This is a genomic window from Paenibacillus sp. Y660 (assembly GCF_057221575.1).
This window is the reverse complement of record NZ_JBXBBJ010000002.1, coordinates 346,997-366,363: the sequence shown is the minus strand read 5'-3', so window position 1 is coordinate 366,363 and position 19,367 is coordinate 346,997. Positions and strand designations below refer to the sequence as shown.

The window sequence follows — 19,367 nt, the reverse complement described above, 5'->3', positions numbered from 1 at the left end:
ATGGACTCTCCTGAAGATCTTTTCTATTTGAAGCAATTTGTGAAGCAGCACCCTGATAACAAGATGGGATGGTACTTACTAGGCAAGCAGTATTTGCTCGATGGCAAGGAGGGCAAAGCAAACTACTGCTTCCTGCAAGCCGGCGAGGTTTATGATGCCTTCGAGGAAGAAAGCCATCCCTTATCGGAAAATCAACTGCGATTGCTAAAAGCATGGGCGAAGCGGCAAAAGAAAAAAAAGCTAGCCACGAGAGCAGCTTTGTTAGCGGCTTTACTGCTGCTCGTAGCCGTATTCATTCCGGCTAACGGGGCTGTTTTTAAAGAGAATGCGTCTCAGTCTGCAGCTGGCGAACAGATCGATGCACCTTCGGTCGGAGTCGTATTTGTGCCGCTGAAGGAACGTGAGCCGATGGGCAGCGCTATGAATACTCTCGTGAGCGCGGCGGGAGAAGCGCCGCTGCTAACCATTGCTGCACGCCTAGAAGAGGATGCAGGCTGGCGCAAATGGACGGGAAATACGAAGCTGCTCATGGCTATTCAGAAGGAAGCCGCAAGCAGCATGCTTCAGGTGGCAATGCTCGATCGTCAAACCTGCTTATGCGAGCCAGCTGAGGCGTCCGATATCGCTCAGAAATATAAAAATTGGACCAAAGAGCAAGAGACGCATTGGACGCTGTCCAGCGCGATCTACCACTATGAGCGGAAAAACAAAAAATGGCCTGAAAAGCTGGATGATCTTATCCGTCCCTATCCGAACAATACGATTGCGGGCGAGCGCGGGGGAATGAGATCGATGTTCGCTGATGTGCTGTCGAGACTGAAATCCGAGCAAGGTCGCAAAAATGGCGAGGCTGCAGTTGACAAGCAAGAAGACGGTCAGAAGGCATCGGATAATACAACGGAACAAAAACGAGCTGAGAGTTCGATCGTAGGCACAAATGGAATATTGGATAAGGAGTGGAGCAGGCCGCTTGAAATCGTAGTCGACAAGTCAACTTATCGACTTGCGGTTATTCAAGGGAATATCATTGTACGCAGCTACAAGGTAGGCCTTGGCGGAGATGAGACGCCGGAGGGCAGCTTCTACATAAGTGAAAAGGTGAAAAATCCGAATGGACGCGTCGATGGCGATTTTGGCAGTCGGGGCATGACGCTGTCGAACACCTTATACGCCATTCATGGCACCGATGAACCAAGCAGTATTGGTAAAGACGAATCGCTTGGGTGCGTCCGCATGAGCAAGGAGGATGTTGAAGAGCTGTTCGATATGGTGCCGCTAGGAACGGTCGTCAAAATAAAAAACGGGACGCTCCCGTCCAAGGAGCAGCAGCCAGCCGAACGCTTTAAGCTGGAGCCGCGCCAGAACGAGACCAATCCCGCTAAGGTGTATAAATGGTTGACGTAAGATGCCTTACGAAGTAAAGACTAGAAGCAGCGCAACCGCAATGACGATAACGCCAACGATCGAGCTGATCCAGATTAATGCTTTTTTATTTACTTCGTCCTTCGGTTTGGCTTTAATCGTTGCCGGTTTTCTTTTTGGTGAACTCATCGACGATCAACCTCTCTATTACATAGTTAAAATAAATATAAACTTATTGTAATCGTTTTCTAGACAAGCCGCAATATATCGGATGCTTGCACCTTGCGTGCAGGCTCTTTTCTTTTTGCCGCAAAAACGATAAACTGTCATGTAGAACATACATCTGAGATCGGAGTGGGTAAGTTGCTTTATTCTTCAATTTTAAAGCCTATTTTTTTTCGAATGGATCCTGAGAAAGCCCATCACCTCGTCATTGACGGCTTGGCCGCAGGGGGAGTTGTGCCAGGACTCAACGGATTGATGCATGCAATGTACGGCGTAGCAAAGTCGCCGGAGCTTGCTACAGATCTGTTCGGTATCCATTTTCCGCATCCGGTGGGGCTAGCAGCCGGGCTCGACAAGAACGGCAAGGCAGCGGACGGTTTCTCAAGCGTAGGCTTTGGCTTTGCTGAGGTCGGGACCGTCACGCCAAAAGGACAAGCCGGCAATGAGCAGCCAAGATTGTTCCGCCTCCCGCCAGACGAAGCGCTCATCAATCGGATGGGCTTCAACAATGACGGTACAGCTGCAATGGCAGATAAGCTGTCACGTCGCAAAATAAACCGGATACCTATCGCCGTTAACATTGGCAAAAACAAAACGACCCCGAATGAGCTTGCTCATGAGGATTATCAGACCTGCATTCGCGATTTGTATACATATGGTGATTTCTTTGTCGTCAATATCAGCTCTCCGAACACGCCTGACCTGCGTGATTTGCAGCATGGAGAAGAACTGAGAAATCTACTTAGCTCCGTGAAAAAGGAAATAAACCTGCAGGCGGCGAAAGTAGGAAAGAAAGCAAAGCCCGTTCTCGTCAAAATAGCCCCGGACATGACGAATGAGCAGCTGGAGCTTACCGTTGCTACTATTATGGAAAGCGGAGTATCGGGCATCATCGCCACCAATACGACTTTATCGCGGACAGGCCTTCAGCATGCTAATGCCGGTGAAGCGGGCGGGCTTAGCGGAAAGCCGCTGCGAGAACGCTCAACTGAGGTTATTCGCGCCGTTTATCGACAGACTGGCGGGCAGCTGCCGATTATTGGCTCAGGCGGCATTTTTACAGCACAAGATGCATACGATAAAATCCGCGCAGGAGCTTCCTTGGTGGAAATTTATACGGCGCTTATTTATAAAGGGCCCGGTGTGCTTAGGGAATTGACGAACGGCTTGAAGGAATGCTTGCGCAAGGATGGCTTCCGAAATATTGCCGAGGCAGTTGGCGCAGATCACGTTTAAGAACAGGAGGCGGCCGGATGGACGGTAGAGACTGGAATCTTTTTTTACAGCCTTATGAACAAGCGGTTGAAGAACTTAAAGTGAAGTTTAAGACGATGCGGGTTGAGCTGAAAATAAGAGAAGCTTACGCACCGATAGAATTCGTCACCGGCCGGGTTAAGCGAATATCCAGCATTTTGGAAAAAGCAAAACGGCTGAATGTCCCCTCGGATCAACTGGATACGGGAATCGAGGACATTGCAGGCATTCGAATTATGTGCCAATTCGTGGATGATATCCACCGTGTTGCTGGCTTGATACGTACGCGGAAGGATCTCTCCCTTGTATACGAGAAGGATTACATTACGAACTTTAAAGACAGCGGCTACCGCAGTTACCATATGATCGTAGAATATCCGGTACAAACGGCGCTTGGCTACAAGATCGTGCTGGCAGAAATTCAAATCCGTACGCTAGCGATGAATTTTTGGGCGACGATTGAGCATTCTTTAAATTACAAGTTTAAAGAAAGCTTGCCGGAGGATGTGCGTGAACGCCTGAAGAAAGCGGCGGAAGCCGCCTCTCAGCTCGATACCGAAATGACGAGTATACGCAAAGAAATTTTGGATGCGCAGACGGAGTTCGAGGAGCAATCCAACGTCGTCTCGAAGGTGCTGAACGGCATACAAGACCTCTATTTCTATCACCGGGTCCGTGATGCCGCGCAGTTCCAAATGAAATTCAACGAGAAGTTTGAGAAAGAGGATTACCATGAGCTGAATAAGCTGTCGCTTGAAATTCAAGCGGCAATCGGAAAAGCCAAAAAAGCGAATCAAAGCTAGTGGATAAGTGTCTGAAAGTAAATATACGAGGAAAAAAGGTGTCTTAGGGGCGAAAAAGCTGCTGAGGCGCCTTTTTTTGCGGATGAGTACCGTATTAAAATACAAAAGGGCTGTCCCAGCGGGTCTAATCAGACCTTGCCGGACAGCCCTTGCCATCAAATAATTCGGAATTTAGCAAGACTATTCGCTTGATTTCTTAGGTTTATATAAAGCGTCTATCGCTTTACTTATTTCATCAGCGGTCTTGCCTTGCTTGCTTAAGGCGATAACCTCCTCCATCTCTTTCTTGCAAATGCCGCAGCTTGTGCTGTGATTCGTCCAAGTTACGCTGCCTTCGTCGGCAGGATGCTCAGCCACGTAGCAGCGCAGGAGCGAGTCATGCGGCGTTTCTACTGCTAACCCGTCCGAGCAGCCGCAATAGCATGTAACGCCGCTCATGATGTCTGCGTGTTCATGCACCGCTTTGTACAGCTCGCTCGTATGCGGGGTATAGTCTGTGAGAAAGCCTGGCAGCTCGTCATACGAGTCTGTCGTTTGCCAGGTTTCAGAGCCGTGTTGATGCTCAGCGCCGGCCTTGTCATCATTCGCGAGGCCGCATGCGGTAAGCAAGGTGATGAATGCGAATGCTAGAAGCAGGGCATACATGATACCGCGAATACGTGAGCTTGCTTGCTCCTCGGCGATCTGTTCGTCCGTAAGTCGCTGACGTTTTATCATTTGGACTCAGCTCCCGAATGTTTGTTGAAGAATGATTTGAAATCATCTAATGAGTAGCCTGTTGCGCCATTCTCGGCAAGGCCGCCTTCTAGCCGTTCAACTTCAACCCCGTCTTGGAAATAAGCCAGCGTTGGCGTATATTCGACTTTGTATTTGTTAAAGTAAGACGGAAATTCCCTCAGGTTGAATTGCGGCAAATCAATACCGAGCTCGTCTGCGAGCGGCATCAATTTAGGTGTTGTTGCCCGGCAATGCGGGCAGTCGGAAGCAAATAGATAGACGAAGAAATCTTCTTTATCCGCAACCTTCTTGTCCAATACGGCCGGTAATATGATATTCTGATAGTTGGGATCGTCAAGCTGAGCGCGAGTGTCTGGGTTAAGCTGAGCAAGAGGCTTGCCATACAAAGGGTTATCCTTGCCGCTGTTGTTCAGTACGAAGATAAAGCCGAATAGAAGGATTACAATTCCGATGTACACATAAATCATTTTGACTTTCTTTTTCTTTTTCATGAATAGGGCTACCTCCGAAACGAGTTTAGGTTGGACAACCTTTTCCTAAAAGTGCATGTCCTAACTATAATATATTATATAACAAAGCCGCATGTGTATGTAAGAGCATGGACATCGATGATAATTGGCAGGAGGAAATGTGCATGATCGGCAACTTGCCGCGTAATTTCACGGAAAAAATGGAAAAACTGTTAGGTGATGAATTTGACGATTTTATGTCTTCCTATGATGCGCCAAGAGTATATGGCCTGAGAATCAATCGTTTGAAGATTGGTGTTGAGCAGTGGATGCAGCTATCTTCCATGAGCGGGAATGTAAGGCGGATTCCGTGGACAAAGGATGGTCTTTACTATAAGGAAGGCGAGCGTCCCGGCAAGCATCCGCATTATCATGCGGGGCTATATTACATTCAGGAGCCCAGCGCCATGGCGCCGGTTGAATTGCTGGATGTGAAGCCTAGGCACCGCGTACTCGACTTATGTGCCGCGCCTGGAGGGAAATCGACGCAAATCGCAGGGAAGCTGCAAGGAAGCGGCGTGCTGGTGACGAACGATAACGCAAGGGAAAGAACGAAGGCTTTGGCGAAAAATATCGAGCTTGCCGGCGTCCGCAACGCGGTTGTGCTGAATGAGGAGCCTGAGGCTATCGCTGTCGCTTTCCCGGCATGGTTCGATCGCATTCTCGTTGATGCCCCTTGCTCGGGCGAGGGCATGTTCCGCAAGGATGATTCGATGATTGCGGAATGGGAGAAGCACGGGGTCGAGCGCTGCTCGGTCATGCAGCGTGATATTTTGCGCCATGCCGCAGCCATGCTCGCGCCGGGAGGCCGAATCGTCTATTCGACCTGCACCTTCTCGCCTGAGGAGAATGAGCAGCAAATCGCTGTATTTCTCGCAGAGCATGATGATTTTTACGTTGAAGCCGTGCCGCTGCAACATGGGTGGTCCGCGGGAAGAGCGGATTTGGTATCGGAGTCAGCGCAGCTTGACGATGAACGGCTGCAAACGATTCAAGGGACGGTAAGGCTATGGCCGCATCGTATCGAGGGAGAAGGCCATTATGCGGCGGTATTGAGGCGCAGCGGCGAGCGGGAGGACGAGCTGGAAGGGTCAATATTGGCTGCAGCGCCGATAAGTCGGCAAGCATCCCAGCCAACAGGCGGCAGCTTGAAGCGCGAGACGCCAAGCGGCGGGGGCAAGCGGGACGCTAAGAAGTCTAGCCACCGGGATGAACGGCGCGCTGGCAAGCGCCAGACGAGAAATGATTGGGCAAACGCAGGTATTGAGCGTCCCGCTCAAAAGGGAGCAGCACGCAGTAGTCGTGACAGCTCCGAAATGAATGCGGAGGAAACCAATCCGATCGCGTTATGGCAGCAATATGCAGAGCAATTTGCTGTAGGCGCACCAAGCTGGCAAGGACATGTTGTCGCATACGGCTCGCGCGTATATATTCAGCCTGAAGGACTGCCTTCGCTTGACGGCTTGCGTGTGGTGAGGGCTGGCTGGTACGTCGGGGAAGCCGTTCGCGGCCGGTTTGAGCCCTCCCATCCGCTTGCGATGGGATTAACTCGCGAGGCAGCGGTGCGATCGATTAGCTGGAGCTCGGAGGATGAGCGAACGATTCGTTTTCTCAAAGGGGAAACGCTATTTGTAGAGGAAGCGGATATACAGGTTCATGAGGATGCTCCGGCGAAGGGCTATGTATTAGTCTGCACGGATGGTTATCCGATCGGGTGGGGGAAATATGCCGGAGGCATGATCAAAAATGAGCTTCCGGCAGGATGGAGATGGATGTAAAATGAGTAAACGAATTCGTATTGATAAGCTGCTGGCCCATATGGGACTCGGAACACGCAGCGAAATAAAGAAAGCGGTAAAGCTTGGCAAGGTAGCTGTAGATGGCGCTGTGGTCAAGGATAGCGGTCTAATTGTTGATCCAGATATAGCAGTGGTTGCATTTGACGGAGACCCAGTCGTTTATAAGGATGTTGTTTACTTCATGCTGAATAAGCCGCAGGGGGTGATCTCAGCGACGGAGGACGGACGCGAGCGTACCGTTATCGATTTGCTGGAGCAGCAGCATCGGCTGCGCGAGCCTTTTCCCGTCGGACGATTGGATAAGGATACCGTGGGGTTGCTGCTACTAACGAATGATGGACAGCTGGCTCATGAGCTGCTGTCACCTAAGAAGCATGTAGCTAAGACCTATGAAGCGCTTGTGCAAGGAGAGGTTGGCGATGCGGATAAGCAGCAATTCGCAAGCGGCGTCACCTTGGATGACGGATATGTTACGATGCCCGCTGACCTGCAAATTCTGGGGAGCGAACAGCAGGAGGAAGAGACATTATCGCGAATATCGCTTACGATTATGGAAGGTAAGTTTCACCAAGTAAAAAGAATGTTTGAAGCGGTAGGCAAGAAGGTCGTATACTTGAAGAGAGTATCCATGGGTCCGCTAATGCTTGATGAAACCCTTTCTGAGGGCAGCTATCGGGAGCTGACCGATGATGAAGTAGAGCTGCTTCGTACGCATAGACGAGCAGCGGAATAGCACTTTTTTGAAGGAAGCATGAATTAAAATATAGATATAGAGAGACAAAAAGAGAGATTGGAATAGGAGTGGGAGTATGAGCCTGCAGTATGATTTAATTGCATTGGATGTAGACGGCACACTGCTTACGGATGACCATGTGCTGACAGAGTCTATTCGCGAGTCTGTACAAGAGGCAGCGAGTCGAGGAGCTCAAATCGTGCTTTGCACGGGGCGAGGCCCATCCGGAGCGCTACCCGTTATGGAGGAGCTTGGACTTGGCGGTACGATCATTACTCATAATGGAGCGGTTACGATTAATTCCGAGGACCGTTCTGTGGTGCATCAATTTGAGATGGCTTCGGATCATCTGCTAAGCTTCGTAAATTATTGCCGTGAACAAGCGATCCATTTTGATTTGAACACAGCCTTCGAGATGATGGTCGAGAGCATGACACCAGAAGTAGAGGCGATGTACGGCAAGTTTGAAGCTAAGCCATCCATTCAAGATTTTCGTTTGGGCTTGCCGAGCGGGCTTGTGAAATTTACGGTATTCGGCAGCAAAGATAAGATGGATGTGGTACAGGCAGAATGGGCCGGCTGGCCGAAGCATCTCCATTCGATACGCAGCGGCGATTTTTTTATCGACGTTCATCACGCGGAGGCGAATAAGGGAAAAGCGCTGCAGCAGCTTGCTGAGATTCGGGGCATTGACCGAAGCCGCATTTTGGCCATTGGCAATTATTATAACGACATTACGATGCTGCAATTTGCAGGAATGGGAATCGCGATGGGGAACTCCCCGGAGGATGTCAAGCTGGCGGCTAACGCGGTCGCTCACTCAAACGCTGAAGATGGCGTTGCGAGAGCGCTGCGCGAATACGCTTGGAGCTAAATAACAGGAGCTCTTCCCGTTAATCTAACTGCATGTACGTTTTTTCTGCGTGAAACTTTACTTTCTTTATAGCTAAAGAAAATAAGCCTTAGAATCGCTTCTAAGGCTTATTTGCATATCGGGAGTCCTTATTGGATCCCTTTATTGGATTTGGTGTGTAAAACTTCATTCTCGGTTCCCCGAGCGCAATGCTGGGGTTTATCATCATGGTTGGATGTTGGATAAGCGTGATTTAGAAAATGACTGATCGAGAAATGATTACCAGAAGAATGAACAATACCAAAATTACGCCTAACGACGAAAATCCTCCATGTACACCGGACATGCTTATTCCCCCTATTTAGAAATTTCCGATTCTGGGTTACTGGCTCCTAGCTGAATATCCCTTAGTTCGGTATATGGTATTATATGTGAAATAAGATCAAGCGACTGGACATTTGTCTCGATTACGTTACTTTTAGGCAAATGCCCCATCGTTTTATGCTGCAATTCGTGATACCAGCCATTCCGTCATTTGCCGGTTAAGGATTTGTGCCTTGCGCTCATAGGATTAAGACGATATCGTAAAGTCAGGGAGGCGATATAAATCCAATGCTGGAACCGGGTAAGACATACAACACGGCGGTGGAAGTAACGCTTGAAGTGATCGGCGGCAAGTGGAAGCAGGTTATTTTGTTCCATCTGACGTTTGGCAAGAAACGCAACGGTGAATTAATGAGCTTAATGCCTTCGGTAACTCAAAAAGTGCTGACTCAGCAGCTTCGGGAACTTGAGCAGGATGGCATCGTTACACGAATTTCCTACAACCAGGTGCCGCCAAAAGTCGAGTATGAGCTGACGGAGTATGGTTGGAGTCTGCAAGAGATTCTTCATCTCTTGTGCAGATGGGGAGATAGGCATGTTGAGCTTGTTTACGGCGATAAGGTCAAGATTTTGGCAGGTGCACCACGGTCGGATGAAAATTGATCAGCGATTAGACAGAAACCGGTCACTGGATTACAGTGGCCGGTTTTTTGTGTGCAGCAATCGTTCATGGAATGACCTTGCGTCGTCTCAAATCTTCAAAGATGTTCAGAAACATCGCTTCTGTATCAATGAATTCGTGGAAGCCGAAGCGGCGTGCTTTCGTGCCGTCAGCAAAAAAATCGTAATCCCAAGAAAACACAAAGTCCCCGAACCGCCATGAGGAAACGTCCTTGTAGCTATTTCTTACCAGACCATGCTTTTCCACCATAGCATTCCATAGCTCTTCTTTGTCTGCCATTACCGTCTCCAAAGACATCTGCAGCGGAGGCGCTGTATGGAGACCGAAGTTGGCAGCAATCTTAGGCCAAAGCTCGTTCCATCGGAATAGATCTCCGTTCGTAATGTTGAACGCTTGATTAGCACAACGTTCATCTGTCGCTGCCCAGACGGTGGCTCTAGCCAGCAGTCCCGCATCAGTCATTTCAAGCAGGCTATTGTAGGCACCCGGCTTGCCGGGAAAACGGAGCGGAAGTCCAAGCTCCTTCGATATGGAAGCATAAATGGCGATAACCATCGCAAGGTTCATGGGATTGCCCAAGGCGAATCCGCATACGACGGAAGGTCGAAGCGCAGACCAGGTCCAGTTGCTTTCCCGCTGACGCTGTTCGAGAAACTGCTGCTGGTCAACATTAAATTCAGGCGGCATATGATAGGCATCCGTTTCACGGGCTGGCGTCTTGAAGGGCCCTAGGTGTGCGCCGTATACTTTGTAGCCCTGCATGAGACTGATATGCTGCAGGTTTGGAGCGTTTGGTTCGATCGCATTGACGACGTTGACAAGCATCGCTAAGTTTGGGGTGACCAGTTCGGCCCAAGTTGGACGATCTTGATAGGCAGCGTAGAAAATATGGGTAACTTGCGATAGAATGCCTAGTTTCTCGCGTGTATCGCTTTCATTTAGCAGATCGACGGCTATATATCGGGCTCGGCCGCTAGAATCCCCGCCTCGGCGCGACACGCCGATAATATTCCAATCGGGGAGCTGCTCCAAATATTCGATCAGATTTCCACCTATAACTCCGTTGGCTCCAACGACAAGAGCGGTTTTGTGCGGTCCCGTTTCCTTAATTTCCATAAGATCATCTCTCCTAATCCGTAATAGTCTCACCATCATTGTGCATCTTGGCGAAGTGAATAAAAAGTACGCACTTTAGAGTGATATAGTTACTTGAAAGTAATATAGGAGGGATATGGAGGTTTACACTGGTCATACAGACTTGAAAGTGGATGGTGCAGCACAAGAAACCGGAAAGATTAATTAAAAGGACAAGTAGAATACAATTTTAACTATTTTATCCCAAATGACATTTCATTAGATGTGATACCATTGTTTTATTCGAACGGCTACTGGTTAAAGGAAGGAGAAGGAATATGAATGCGCTCTCGTCGACAGAATTAAACGACCTTTTCACAATTGATTGTGAAGATATCTTTTTACGGGAATATAGAATCGAGGATTTGGATGAGCTGTACGCGCTTACTCAGCAATCTGAAATTATACAATTTTTGCCGGGCTGGAACGTACCGAAGGAACAAAGGCTCGATTGGTTAATAAACTACGAAACCATTGAAAATAAACAGTTTTTAAATGCTGTGGCGGAAGGCGGGAATATTGGGCAGCTCCGATTGCGATTAGGAATTATTTCAAAGAGGACAGGTGAGTTTTTCGGTTGGTGCTGCACGGGAATAAAAGAAGAATTGCCGCCTCCGAACAGAGAGATCATGTTTGCCATTTCAAAGAATTATAGAAACAAGGGGTATACGACCCAAGCGGCTCAAGGCATAATCAAGTATTTGTTTGAGAAAATAAATGTTGAGGAGCTTATCGCAATAGCTTCGATCCGCAACACGGCCTCGAACAAAGTCATCCAAAAATGCGGATTTGAATTTATAGATGTTATTGAGATGGAAGACGAGAAATACAATTATTACAAGCTTCATAGAATAAAATAGCTGCTTTTTGTTAAGCAAAAAAGGGGAAGACGCTTATGATTAAAGCGTCTTCTGAAAATGATACCCCGTGATGTCCATTGTTCGATTAAGATAAAATCGGTGAGCGACATGCCGCTGAACGCCAGAATCCAAGTGCAGCTGCTCGCAATTATTGTTTTTGGCTTCTAACTCTAACCAGTCAATTAACAGCTTAGCATAACCATTGGAACGGCTGTTGTTGTCGGTAATCAGATCGTCTAAGCTGTGGGCGTAATTGTTTGATCAATGAAAAGGTTTCCGCTATGTCTGTTCTGATTTAAGAATGTTTCCATTATATATGAAAAGATTACTAAGATCTCGCAATGGAATTTTGTTATGGTTTAATGGTAACGTATAGGTAATAAATCCAAATCATTTGGATGGATTCCATCAGAATAAGTAAGGAGACTGCTAACATTATGAGACAGAACAAATATGATGATGCTGGATTTTTTGAAAATTACAGCCAGATGCCGCGTTCGATTGGCGGATTGAGCGCTGCTGGTGAATGGACTGCCCTGCGTGCAATGCTTCCTGAGCTTCAAGGTAAAAAAGTGCTTGATCTTGGCTGCGGCTTTGGCTGGCATTGCAGATATGCCCGCGAACAGCAGGCTCATTCTGTCGTAGGCGTAGACCTCTCGGAAAATATGCTAGAGCGCGCTAGACAATTGACCGATGATCCACAAATCAGCTATCGCTGTTTGGCAATCGAAGATATCGATTTTAACGCAGCGGAATTCGACGTAGTCATAAGCTCGCTTGCGCTGCATTATGTCGAAGACTTCGCTCTCATCTGTAACAAAATTCATCACTGCCTTGCTCCAGGCGGAACTTTCGTGCTCTCCGTTGAGCACCCGGTATTCACTGCGCTCGCCGCACAAGATTGGCATTACGCCCCGCAAGGCGAGAGATTGCATTGGCCCGTCGATGACTACCACTTTGAAGGCTTGCGGCAAGCAAGGTTTTTGGAAAACGACGTCGTTAAATACCATCGTACCGTCGCTACCCATCTGAATGCACTGATTGAAGCGGGCTTCGCGATTACGAAGCTGTCCGAGCCAAAACCGTCGGAAGAAATGGCTGGCAGCAATCCCGATATGCAAGACGAATTCCGTCGTCCTATATTCCTTATGATTGCGGCGGTTAAAAATTAGCAAGAGCAGTTCGTTCAACTTGCAAAATGTGTGATTGGTTAGGAGCGAAATCGAATGCTTGATATACAAGTGTTACAAACCGATGATGTTTTACCCCATATGCTTGATTTCTTTGATCGTTCTCAGAAGACAACAAAGGTGTTATTCAACGAAGCGGGAAGATTGATTGAGAAAGAGGATGCATTTGAGGACAATTGGACGTTGGAGAGGAAACGAGAGATTGTCCAGCATTTTAAACGTAACATAGCGTATGGCGGCGCTGTCATTGCTGCAAAACAAGGAGCAGAATTAATTGGATTTGCTATTATCGAAGCGGAACAATTTGGAGAAAAGTCTATATATCGAGAGTTATCCTATATCCATGTCACTCGCTCAGCCCGCGGACAGAAGGTAGGAGAGCAGCTTTTTGTTAAGGCAAAGCAAGTGGCTAAATTATTAGGAGCGGATAAACAATATATCGGTGCGCATCCAGCAGTTGAAACCCAGCATTTTTACCGCAAAATGGGTTGTGTTCTAGCTCTGGAGATAAACGAGACGATAATTAGACGGGAGATTCGTGATATTCAGTTAGAGGTAACGCTGTAATCGCTATTATCTGGAATGCAACCTAAAAAAATGGATTCCCTGTTATTGACAATGTACACCGACCTGCATACAATAAAGATGTAAGTAAGTACTTGCATTAAAGAAGGGTCGATAAATGAGCAATAATCAAAGTACGAGCGACAAGCTTCTTTTAGCAGCAATCGATCTCATGGCGGAAAAGGGATATGATGGGACGACAACCAAGGAAATTGCTGTTGCAGCAGGCGTGAACGAAGTCACGTTATTTCGCCATTTCGGAACAAAACAGAAGCTGCTTGAGGAAGCCTTCCGCCGCTATCATTATGCCGACGAGATGACAAAGCTGTTTAGTGACGGCTTGGCAGGTGAACTGCATTCCGACCTGCTCTTAATCAGCCGAACGTATCAAAAGATAATGAGGCGGAATAGAAAATTGTTTTTAATTTCTCATAGAGGCAGCAGTACTCTCCCGCCAAAGGTTTATCAAGAGGCCGGGAGACACCCTCAGCATCTGAAAAAACTTTTAACGAATTATTTGGCTGCTATGTCGGAGCAAGGCAAGGCCATGACGCCAAATCCTCAAATGGAAGCTATGTCTTTCATGTGGATGAATTACGGCGCGTTTATCAGCACGTACTTAAACGCCAAAGAGCCAGTTTCAGAAGATGCGTTAGACGAGTTTATGGAGGAAAGCGTACGGTTATTCGCTAGGGCTTTAACACCCTAGTCTTTTTTATAGAATAGTTGCAAGTGAGTACTTGCATACTTCTGATGGGGAGTGATAGTCTATGTCTTCAGAATCACGTCAGCAAAAAGGTATGATCTTAATGCGCTTATTGATGTTCACCGTTATGATGTCTTCGATGAGCGCGCTTATGTTCAACGTGGTGCTCCCGCAAATCAGCAAGGAATTTCATCTAACCCTTTCAGAGGTGAGCTGGCTGTCTTCGGCCTATACGCTTATCTATGCGTTTGGAACGGTGACGTATGGGAAGTTAGCAGACCGGTTCCAACTCAAGAGCTTATTGACGTTTGGTCTGACGTTGTTTGCGGTTGGTTCGCTAATCGGACTCGTTTCCCAATCATTCTGGTTTGCCCTGCTTGGAAGATGTATACAATCAGCTGGTGCAGCGGCTGTACCTGCCATCGCACTGATTATCCCTGTTCGGTATTTTTCGCCTGAAAAGAGAGGGTCCGCACTAAGCATGACTGCCGTCGGGTTAGCGCTCGGAAGCGCCCTTGCACCTGTTATATCCGCGCTTGTCGTCAGCTTTGCGAACTGGCGCTGGCTATTTATGCCTTCGATGTTGATTCTGCTGCTGCTTCCACTGTATCGAAAATATTTGGAGCATGAGCAGAAAGAGGCTCCGCGAAAATTCGATTGGCTTGGCGGCAGCTTGCTCGCTGTATCCATTACGCTGATTTTGCTAGGGGCTACCAATCGAGCCTGGCTGTATGTCGTTTTCGGATTAGCCGCATTAATACTCTTCATCGTAACCATCCGAAATGCAAAAGAACCTTTTATTCAGCCACAATTGTTTCTAAATAAAAAGTATTCCATCGGGCTGGCACTTACATTTCTCATCAGCAGCATTGGCATATCGTTATATTTTTTAACTCCCATTCTACTTTCGGAAGTGCATCAGCTCAGCTCCAATTGGATCGGATTCGCCATGGTTCCAGCAGCTGCAGCCTCCGCCATTCTGGGGAGAAAAGGCGGGAAGCTAGCGGATTTGAAAGGAAGTACCTATCTGTTCTCGGCTGCATCCGGTTTATTAATGACTTGTTTTGCTCTGATGTCCATCTTTACAGGAATATCGCCGCTTTGGATCTCATTCTTTTTGATTTTCGGAAACGTGGGTCAATCTTTCTTGCAGATCGCGATGTCGAGTTCCATTTCAAGATCATTGCCCAAAGATCAGATTGGAGTGGGCATGGGGCTTTTCTCAATGATCAGCTTTATTTCGCAAGGAATTGCTGCCGGTGTGTACGGTATTATGGCAGAACAAGGCTCATCTGTTCATTGGAATCCGCTAAGGGTAGGATCGGACGGTCATCTATTCAGCAATATTTATTTCATTCTTGCCGCACTGCATATCGGAATTCTGCTGATCTACCGCTTGCAATTCCGCAACATAAAGCCGAGTATTTCAATAGAAAGATAAACGAAATCGATTAAACAAATGGTTGAGCAGGTGCCGCGGCAGCCTGTTTTTTTTTGTGATGGGAGAAATCGAGTGTTGTATAACTATACAAATTAATGCATAATAATTCCGATGTGATTCTTTTCCAGTTCAATCAAACAATGAATTTTCGCTGTGTATCAAGGTTAATGGGGGATATAAAATGAACTTGAAATGTGAATCGGATTTATTAGAGGATTATTTGGTTGAAACCGAAGATATCGATTTTAGCGACGCTTCCATTAAGGGAAAAGCTTCGGAACTCTATTTTGCATCGCAAAATGAAATTGATTTTGTAAAGCATGCTTATGAATTTGTTCGTGATGAAATCGATCATTCATGGGATATTAGAAGCTCTCGTATAACTCGTAAAGCCTCGGATGTACTACTTTATAAAGAAGGCATTTGCTATGCGAAGTCTATTTTATTATGTGCCCTGTTAAGGAGCAAAGGGATTGCTGCAGGTTTATGTTATCAAAAGCTTACATTGGGAGATACACCCGAAACGGGGTACTGTATTCATGCCTTAAATGCCGTCTATATTAAAAGCATAGGAAGATGGATACGCTTAGATGCTCGTGGAAATAAGGAAGGTGTTGATGCAGCGTTTTCTTTAGATGAAGAAAAATTGGCTTTTGCAGTGCGGCCGGAATACAATGAATTGGACTATTCGGAAATATACAAAGCACCTCACTCGAAAACGATTGAAGCACTAAAACAAAATACGGATTGTTTGCAGATGTGTCTGTACGGATTACCGACTAGCCTTTAACTTTTGGCGCTCAACATTCTATGTACTTGGGCTGATCGACGGAATATATAACGAACTGCTGCACCTTCTTAACACAAACCGAGGACATAGAAACTGTCCGCGGTTTTTTTTCTTTTCATCCCCTTAAATTTTTGGTATCATCATAACGACTTATTAAATACGTTTAATAAGTATCGTTTGTTTGAGGTGGTGATCATGGTGAATGAGTTGCTTGCAGCTCCAAAAGAGATGAAGAAGGTTATCCTTCGCGGCATTCGTGCAGCCCTTCTGGCGCTTGGAAGTGCGACGAAAGCGGAACTGAGCAACGAATTGGGTATCAGCTTCCCTACCATTAGCAAGTTCCTGTCGCAAATGGAAAAGGAAGGGGAGCTCATTTTAGTTGGCCTAGATCATTCTAGCGGGGGAAGAAGAGCGCAAAGGTATGCTTACAATTCGGAATATATGCTGGGATTGGCAATATTTTTAGAAAAGACAGAAACGAACTACACGATCTTTAATTGTTCAGGGGAAGTGAAGGAACAAGCTTCTACGTCAAGTGTCCTCATGGATGATGTTCAAAGCTTAACGAAGCATATTGAAGACATCATTGAAAAATATCCGAGAATTAGCTCCTTGGCAATCGGTGTACCGGGTTCGGTCAACAATGGTCGAATCATTTATATACCAAGCTACGAGCAGTTCCATCATTTCGATATGAAAGGATACTTCGAAGATCGTTTATCTATCCCTGTCGTTGTAGAGAACGATATGAATGCAGCTGTCCTCGGATATCACGATAATAAGCTGAAAGATGAGAAGTCATGTCTGGTCTATTTGTATTTGGGTCAAAATGGTCCTGGAGCGGGCATTATCGTGAATGGCGATGTGGTCCGAGGAAGTACGTTTTTCTCAGGGGAGGTCTCGTTCGTCCCTCAGTATGATAATAAAAATTTTCTGCAAGCTTTGAACGATGGAAGCGGATCAGAAACCGCAAATCTTCGTGAGGAAGAAAGGATCGATGCGATTAGCCGGCTTGTAGCATCGTTTACGGCGATAATGAACCCGCACACGATTATTTTTTCGAATGACGAAGTGAACGAATCAATGATTAACCAAATAGCAGTCAAGAGTGCAGAGTATATCCCGGAGGAACATCTTCCACAGCTTACGGGGAGTGATTGGAAAAATGATTATTTATATGGTTTGCAGAAGCTAGGGCTCGATCTTATGATCTCTGGAACAAAAATATAATAGGAGTCAGGAGAATGGGTAACAAATGGCTACATTCTTTTTATTTATCGTTTATTTGGCTTTCATTAGCTTGGGATTGCCTGATTCACTGCTTGGAACGGCATGGCCTGTCATGCAATTGGACTTTGAAGTGCCGCTAGAGACTGCTGGATTGCTATTTATGATAATCGCTGCCGGCACAATTGTGTCCAGCTTGGCAAGCGGAGCCGTCATTAATCGTTACGGTACAGGGAAAGTTACGCTTGTCAGCTGCATCATGACAGCCGGTGCTTTGCTTGGATTCGCAGTTTCTCCATCGCTTGTTTGGTTAATGATTTGTGCCATACCGCTAGGCTTAGGCGGAGGGGCGGTGGATGCTGGTTTAAACAATTACGTTGCTGCCCATTACAAAGCACATCACATGAGCTGGCTGCATTGTTTCTGGGGAGTCGGAGCAACGCTTGGCCCCATTATTATGGCTCAGTTTATTTCGGGGCAAAACGAATGGAGTGAAGGATACCTGACCGTTGCGGTTATTCAGTTTGCCTTAGTTGTCATCCTTTTCTTCACGCTGCCTTTATGGAAACGGGTCGCGAAAGGCAGCACAGCTTTAAGTAAAGAGCCTGAGGCATCAGAAGAAGGAGCAAGTGAACAATCTTCCGAAAAGATAAAGCCTTTGCAGATTAAAGGGGTAAAGCTTGCTTTGGTATCCTTCTTGTTTTATTGCGGCGTCGAATCAACCATGGGCCTGTGGGGAAGCAGCTTTCTTGTAAATGTGAAGGATTTACCTGCTGCGACAGCTGCACAATGGGTTTCTTTATTTTACGCGGGCATCACGATCGGCAGGCTGATCACCGGTTTTATTACGTTCAAAATGAGCAACCGTATTCTCATACGTGCTGGGCAAATTACGGCTTTAGTTGGCGCGGCGCTTATGTTTTTGCCATTGCCGCCCGTGTTCTCGCTAGCAGGCTTTATGATTGTCGGATTAGGCTTGGCGCCGATTTATCCGTGCATGCTGCATGAAACGCCGGTACGGTTTGGGAAAACACATTCCCAGACCATTATGGGCTATCAAATGGCAGTGGCCTATACGGGCAGTACGTTTATGCCTCCGGTTCTCGGTTTTCTTGCTTCGTATACAACAATCGGAATTTTTCCGTCGTTTATCGTAGTTTCTGCTATCGTTATGTTTTTGTTTTCAGAGAGATTGAATGTCTTCTTGAAAAGAAATCGTGTTTTAAAAGAGAGAACACCGAATATCTCTATAAATTAATTAACTCTTATGCAAGATTTTGATCGGCAGCTTAGGGCTTTTTGTCCGCAACTGCCGATTTTATTTGTATATGGATTAGTAAGGCAGATCACTTTGGAAGAAGAGTCCACGGTCCATATAACGTTATAAATCTATGATCGGGGGTAAAGAATAATAAACGGTAAGAAGAGGTGACTGCATTTGGAGGTATATTTGCCAATCATTATAAAGCTGATTACAGCTTTTGCTGGACTATGGTGTTTGACACGTTTACTTGGCAAAAGGGAAATTGCCCAGCTTTCGCCTTTCGATTTCATATCTTCTGTCATAATGGGTGAAATTGTTGGCAATACGATTTACGATGAGAAGGTTTCGATATGGATGCTTATTTTCGCGCTGGCGATTTGGGCAGGACTCTCTTATTTATTTGAAAAAATAATGGAATTCGGCAAGCCGCTGCGCAGGCAGCTTGAAGGTAAACCTGAGCTACTGATAGTAAATGGAGAAATTGATATGGAGGCGCTGCGTCGAGATAATATGGCATTCGATGAGCTTCGCATGATGCTTCGGCAGCGAGATGTATTCTCTCTCAGCGATGTGGCATACGCCGTCTACGAGACGAATGGAGCGCTTAGTATTTTGAGAAAATCGGTTTATGAGGCTGTACAGCGTGCTGATTTAAATCTTCAATCATCCCCAGCCTATCTGCCCCATATCATTATCGAGGATGGAATTCCTCAACCGAAGGGGCTTGCCGCAATTAACCGTGATGTGAAATGGCTGCTATTTGAATTGAAAAAACGCGGTTACCCAGATATCCAGTCGGTCGCTCTCGCTGAATGGACGATTGAGGGGGGATTAGAGGCGATTCCTCGTTTCGATAGAAAAGGCGAAGAGATAGAGCCTCTGCAAATTTAGACGCATAAATCCTATCAT

At 46.7% G+C, this 19,367-nt stretch carries 21 protein-coding genes; 16 read left to right on the top strand and 5 right to left on the bottom strand.

Annotated features, from left to right (window positions below):
* Positions 1-1,404, top strand: coding sequence for a L,D-transpeptidase (locus AC2TDN_RS04695; RefSeq protein WP_484687159.1), 1,404 nt, complete (start codon positions 1-3; stop codon positions 1,402-1,404).
* A 6-nt stretch (positions 1,405-1,410) separates the two neighbouring features.
* Here the strand turns inward: AC2TDN_RS04695 and AC2TDN_RS04690 are convergent, their stop codons facing one another.
* Entirely contained in the window at positions 1,411-1,551 is a 141-nt protein-coding gene (locus AC2TDN_RS04690) for a hypothetical protein (RefSeq protein WP_482069417.1), read from the bottom strand.
* A 174-nt stretch (positions 1,552-1,725) separates the two neighbouring features.
* Between AC2TDN_RS04690 and AC2TDN_RS04685 the strand changes: the two genes are divergently transcribed.
* A complete protein-coding gene (locus AC2TDN_RS04685; RefSeq protein WP_484687158.1) occupies positions 1,726-2,823 on the top strand; it encodes a quinone-dependent dihydroorotate dehydrogenase in 1,098 nt (365 codons plus the stop codon).
* Between the two features lie 17 nt (positions 2,824-2,840).
* Positions 2,841-3,644, top strand: coding sequence for a GTP diphosphokinase (gene yjbM / locus AC2TDN_RS04680; RefSeq protein ID WP_484687157.1), 804 nt, complete (start codon positions 2,841-2,843; stop codon positions 3,642-3,644).
* 180 nt (positions 3,645-3,824) lie between these two features.
* On the opposite strand, the gene AC2TDN_RS04675 is transcribed toward yjbM, so the two are convergent.
* Together AC2TDN_RS04675 and AC2TDN_RS04670 are read right to left on the bottom strand one after the other, a co-directional pair.
* Positions 3,825-4,361 carry a PCYCGC motif-containing (lipo)protein gene (locus AC2TDN_RS04675; protein ID WP_484687156.1) on the bottom strand — a complete coding sequence of 179 codons (537 nt, stop codon included), beginning with the start codon at positions 4,359-4,361 and terminating at the stop codon, positions 3,825-3,827.
* Positions 4,358-4,873 (bottom strand): thioredoxin family protein, encoded by a 516-nt coding sequence (locus tag AC2TDN_RS04670; protein WP_484687155.1) that lies wholly within the window; start codon positions 4,871-4,873, stop codon positions 4,358-4,360. The genes AC2TDN_RS04675 and AC2TDN_RS04670 overlap by 4 nt, the downstream gene beginning before the upstream one ends.
* Positions 4,874-5,016: 143 nt before the next feature.
* Here AC2TDN_RS04670 and AC2TDN_RS04665 point away from each other — a divergent pair, with 143 nt between their 5' ends.
* The 4 genes from AC2TDN_RS04665 to AC2TDN_RS04650 all read left to right on the top strand — a co-directional run bounded on the left by AC2TDN_RS04665 (position 5,017) and on the right by AC2TDN_RS04650 (position 9,263).
* A complete protein-coding gene (locus AC2TDN_RS04665; RefSeq protein WP_484687154.1) occupies positions 5,017-6,669 on the top strand; it encodes an RsmB/NOP family class I SAM-dependent RNA methyltransferase in 1,653 nt (550 codons plus the stop codon).
* Between the two features lies 1 nt (position 6,670).
* Positions 6,671-7,423 (top strand): pseudouridine synthase, encoded by a 753-nt coding sequence (locus tag AC2TDN_RS04660; protein ID WP_484687153.1) that lies wholly within the window; start codon positions 6,671-6,673, stop codon positions 7,421-7,423.
* 76 nt (positions 7,424-7,499) lie between these two features.
* A complete protein-coding gene (locus AC2TDN_RS04655; RefSeq protein WP_482069410.1) occupies positions 7,500-8,297 on the top strand; it encodes a Cof-type HAD-IIB family hydrolase in 798 nt (265 codons plus the stop codon).
* Positions 8,298-8,888: 591 nt separating this feature from the next.
* Positions 8,889-9,263: a winged helix-turn-helix transcriptional regulator gene (locus tag AC2TDN_RS04650; RefSeq protein WP_482069409.1), complete on the top strand. Its 375-nt coding sequence runs from the start codon at positions 8,889-8,891 to the stop codon at positions 9,261-9,263.
* Positions 9,264-9,327: 64 nt separating this feature from the next.
* On the opposite strand, the gene AC2TDN_RS04645 is transcribed toward AC2TDN_RS04650, so the two are convergent.
* Positions 9,328-10,398: an SDR family oxidoreductase gene (locus AC2TDN_RS04645; RefSeq protein ID WP_484687152.1), complete on the bottom strand. Its 1,071-nt coding sequence runs from the start codon at positions 10,396-10,398 to the stop codon at positions 9,328-9,330.
* Positions 10,399-10,694: 296 nt separating this feature from the next.
* Between AC2TDN_RS04645 and AC2TDN_RS04640 the strand changes: the two genes are divergently transcribed.
* Complete coding sequence (locus AC2TDN_RS04640; protein WP_484687151.1) at positions 10,695-11,276, top strand: GNAT family N-acetyltransferase; 582 nt, start codon at positions 10,695-10,697, stop codon at positions 11,274-11,276.
* A gap of 39 nt (positions 11,277-11,315) precedes the next feature.
* On the opposite strand, the gene AC2TDN_RS04635 is transcribed toward AC2TDN_RS04640, so the two are convergent.
* The gene (locus AC2TDN_RS04635; RefSeq protein ID WP_484687187.1) at positions 11,316-11,507 is read right to left on the bottom strand and encodes a GNAT family N-acetyltransferase; all 192 of its coding nucleotides are present in this window, start codon (positions 11,505-11,507) and stop codon (positions 11,316-11,318) included.
* Between the two features lie 206 nt (positions 11,508-11,713).
* Here AC2TDN_RS04635 and AC2TDN_RS04630 point away from each other — a divergent pair, with 206 nt between their 5' ends.
* The 8 genes from AC2TDN_RS04630 (at position 11,714) to AC2TDN_RS04595 (ending at position 19,349) form a co-directional block, all read left to right on the top strand.
* Positions 11,714-12,448 carry a class I SAM-dependent methyltransferase gene (locus AC2TDN_RS04630; RefSeq protein ID WP_484687150.1) on the top strand — a complete coding sequence of 245 codons (735 nt, stop codon included), beginning with the start codon at positions 11,714-11,716 and terminating at the stop codon, positions 12,446-12,448.
* Positions 12,449-12,502: 54 nt separating this feature from the next.
* The gene (locus tag AC2TDN_RS04625) at positions 12,503-13,033 is read left to right on the top strand and encodes a GNAT family N-acetyltransferase (RefSeq protein WP_484687149.1); all 531 of its coding nucleotides are present in this window, start codon (positions 12,503-12,505) and stop codon (positions 13,031-13,033) included.
* 115 nt (positions 13,034-13,148) lie between these two features.
* A complete protein-coding gene (locus AC2TDN_RS04620; protein WP_484687148.1) occupies positions 13,149-13,739 on the top strand; it encodes a TetR/AcrR family transcriptional regulator in 591 nt (196 codons plus the stop codon).
* A 61-nt stretch (positions 13,740-13,800) separates the two neighbouring features.
* On the top strand, positions 13,801-15,177 hold the full coding sequence (locus AC2TDN_RS04615) for an MFS transporter (RefSeq protein ID WP_484687147.1): 1,377 nt from the start codon (positions 13,801-13,803) through the stop codon (positions 15,175-15,177).
* Between the two features lie 181 nt (positions 15,178-15,358).
* Positions 15,359-15,967: a transglutaminase-like domain-containing protein gene (locus tag AC2TDN_RS04610; protein ID WP_484687146.1), complete on the top strand. Its 609-nt coding sequence runs from the start codon at positions 15,359-15,361 to the stop codon at positions 15,965-15,967.
* A gap of 198 nt (positions 15,968-16,165) precedes the next feature.
* The gene (locus AC2TDN_RS04605; protein WP_482069447.1) at positions 16,166-17,197 is read left to right on the top strand and encodes an ROK family transcriptional regulator; all 1,032 of its coding nucleotides are present in this window, start codon (positions 16,166-16,168) and stop codon (positions 17,195-17,197) included.
* Positions 17,198-17,222: 25 nt separating this feature from the next.
* Positions 17,223-18,452: an MFS transporter gene (locus AC2TDN_RS04600; RefSeq protein WP_484687145.1), complete on the top strand. Its 1,230-nt coding sequence runs from the start codon at positions 17,223-17,225 to the stop codon at positions 18,450-18,452.
* 192 nt (positions 18,453-18,644) lie between these two features.
* Positions 18,645-19,349 carry a DUF421 domain-containing protein gene (locus AC2TDN_RS04595; protein WP_484687144.1) on the top strand — a complete coding sequence of 235 codons (705 nt, stop codon included), beginning with the start codon at positions 18,645-18,647 and terminating at the stop codon, positions 19,347-19,349.
* The last annotated feature ends 18 nt before the right edge of the window (positions 19,350-19,367 follow it).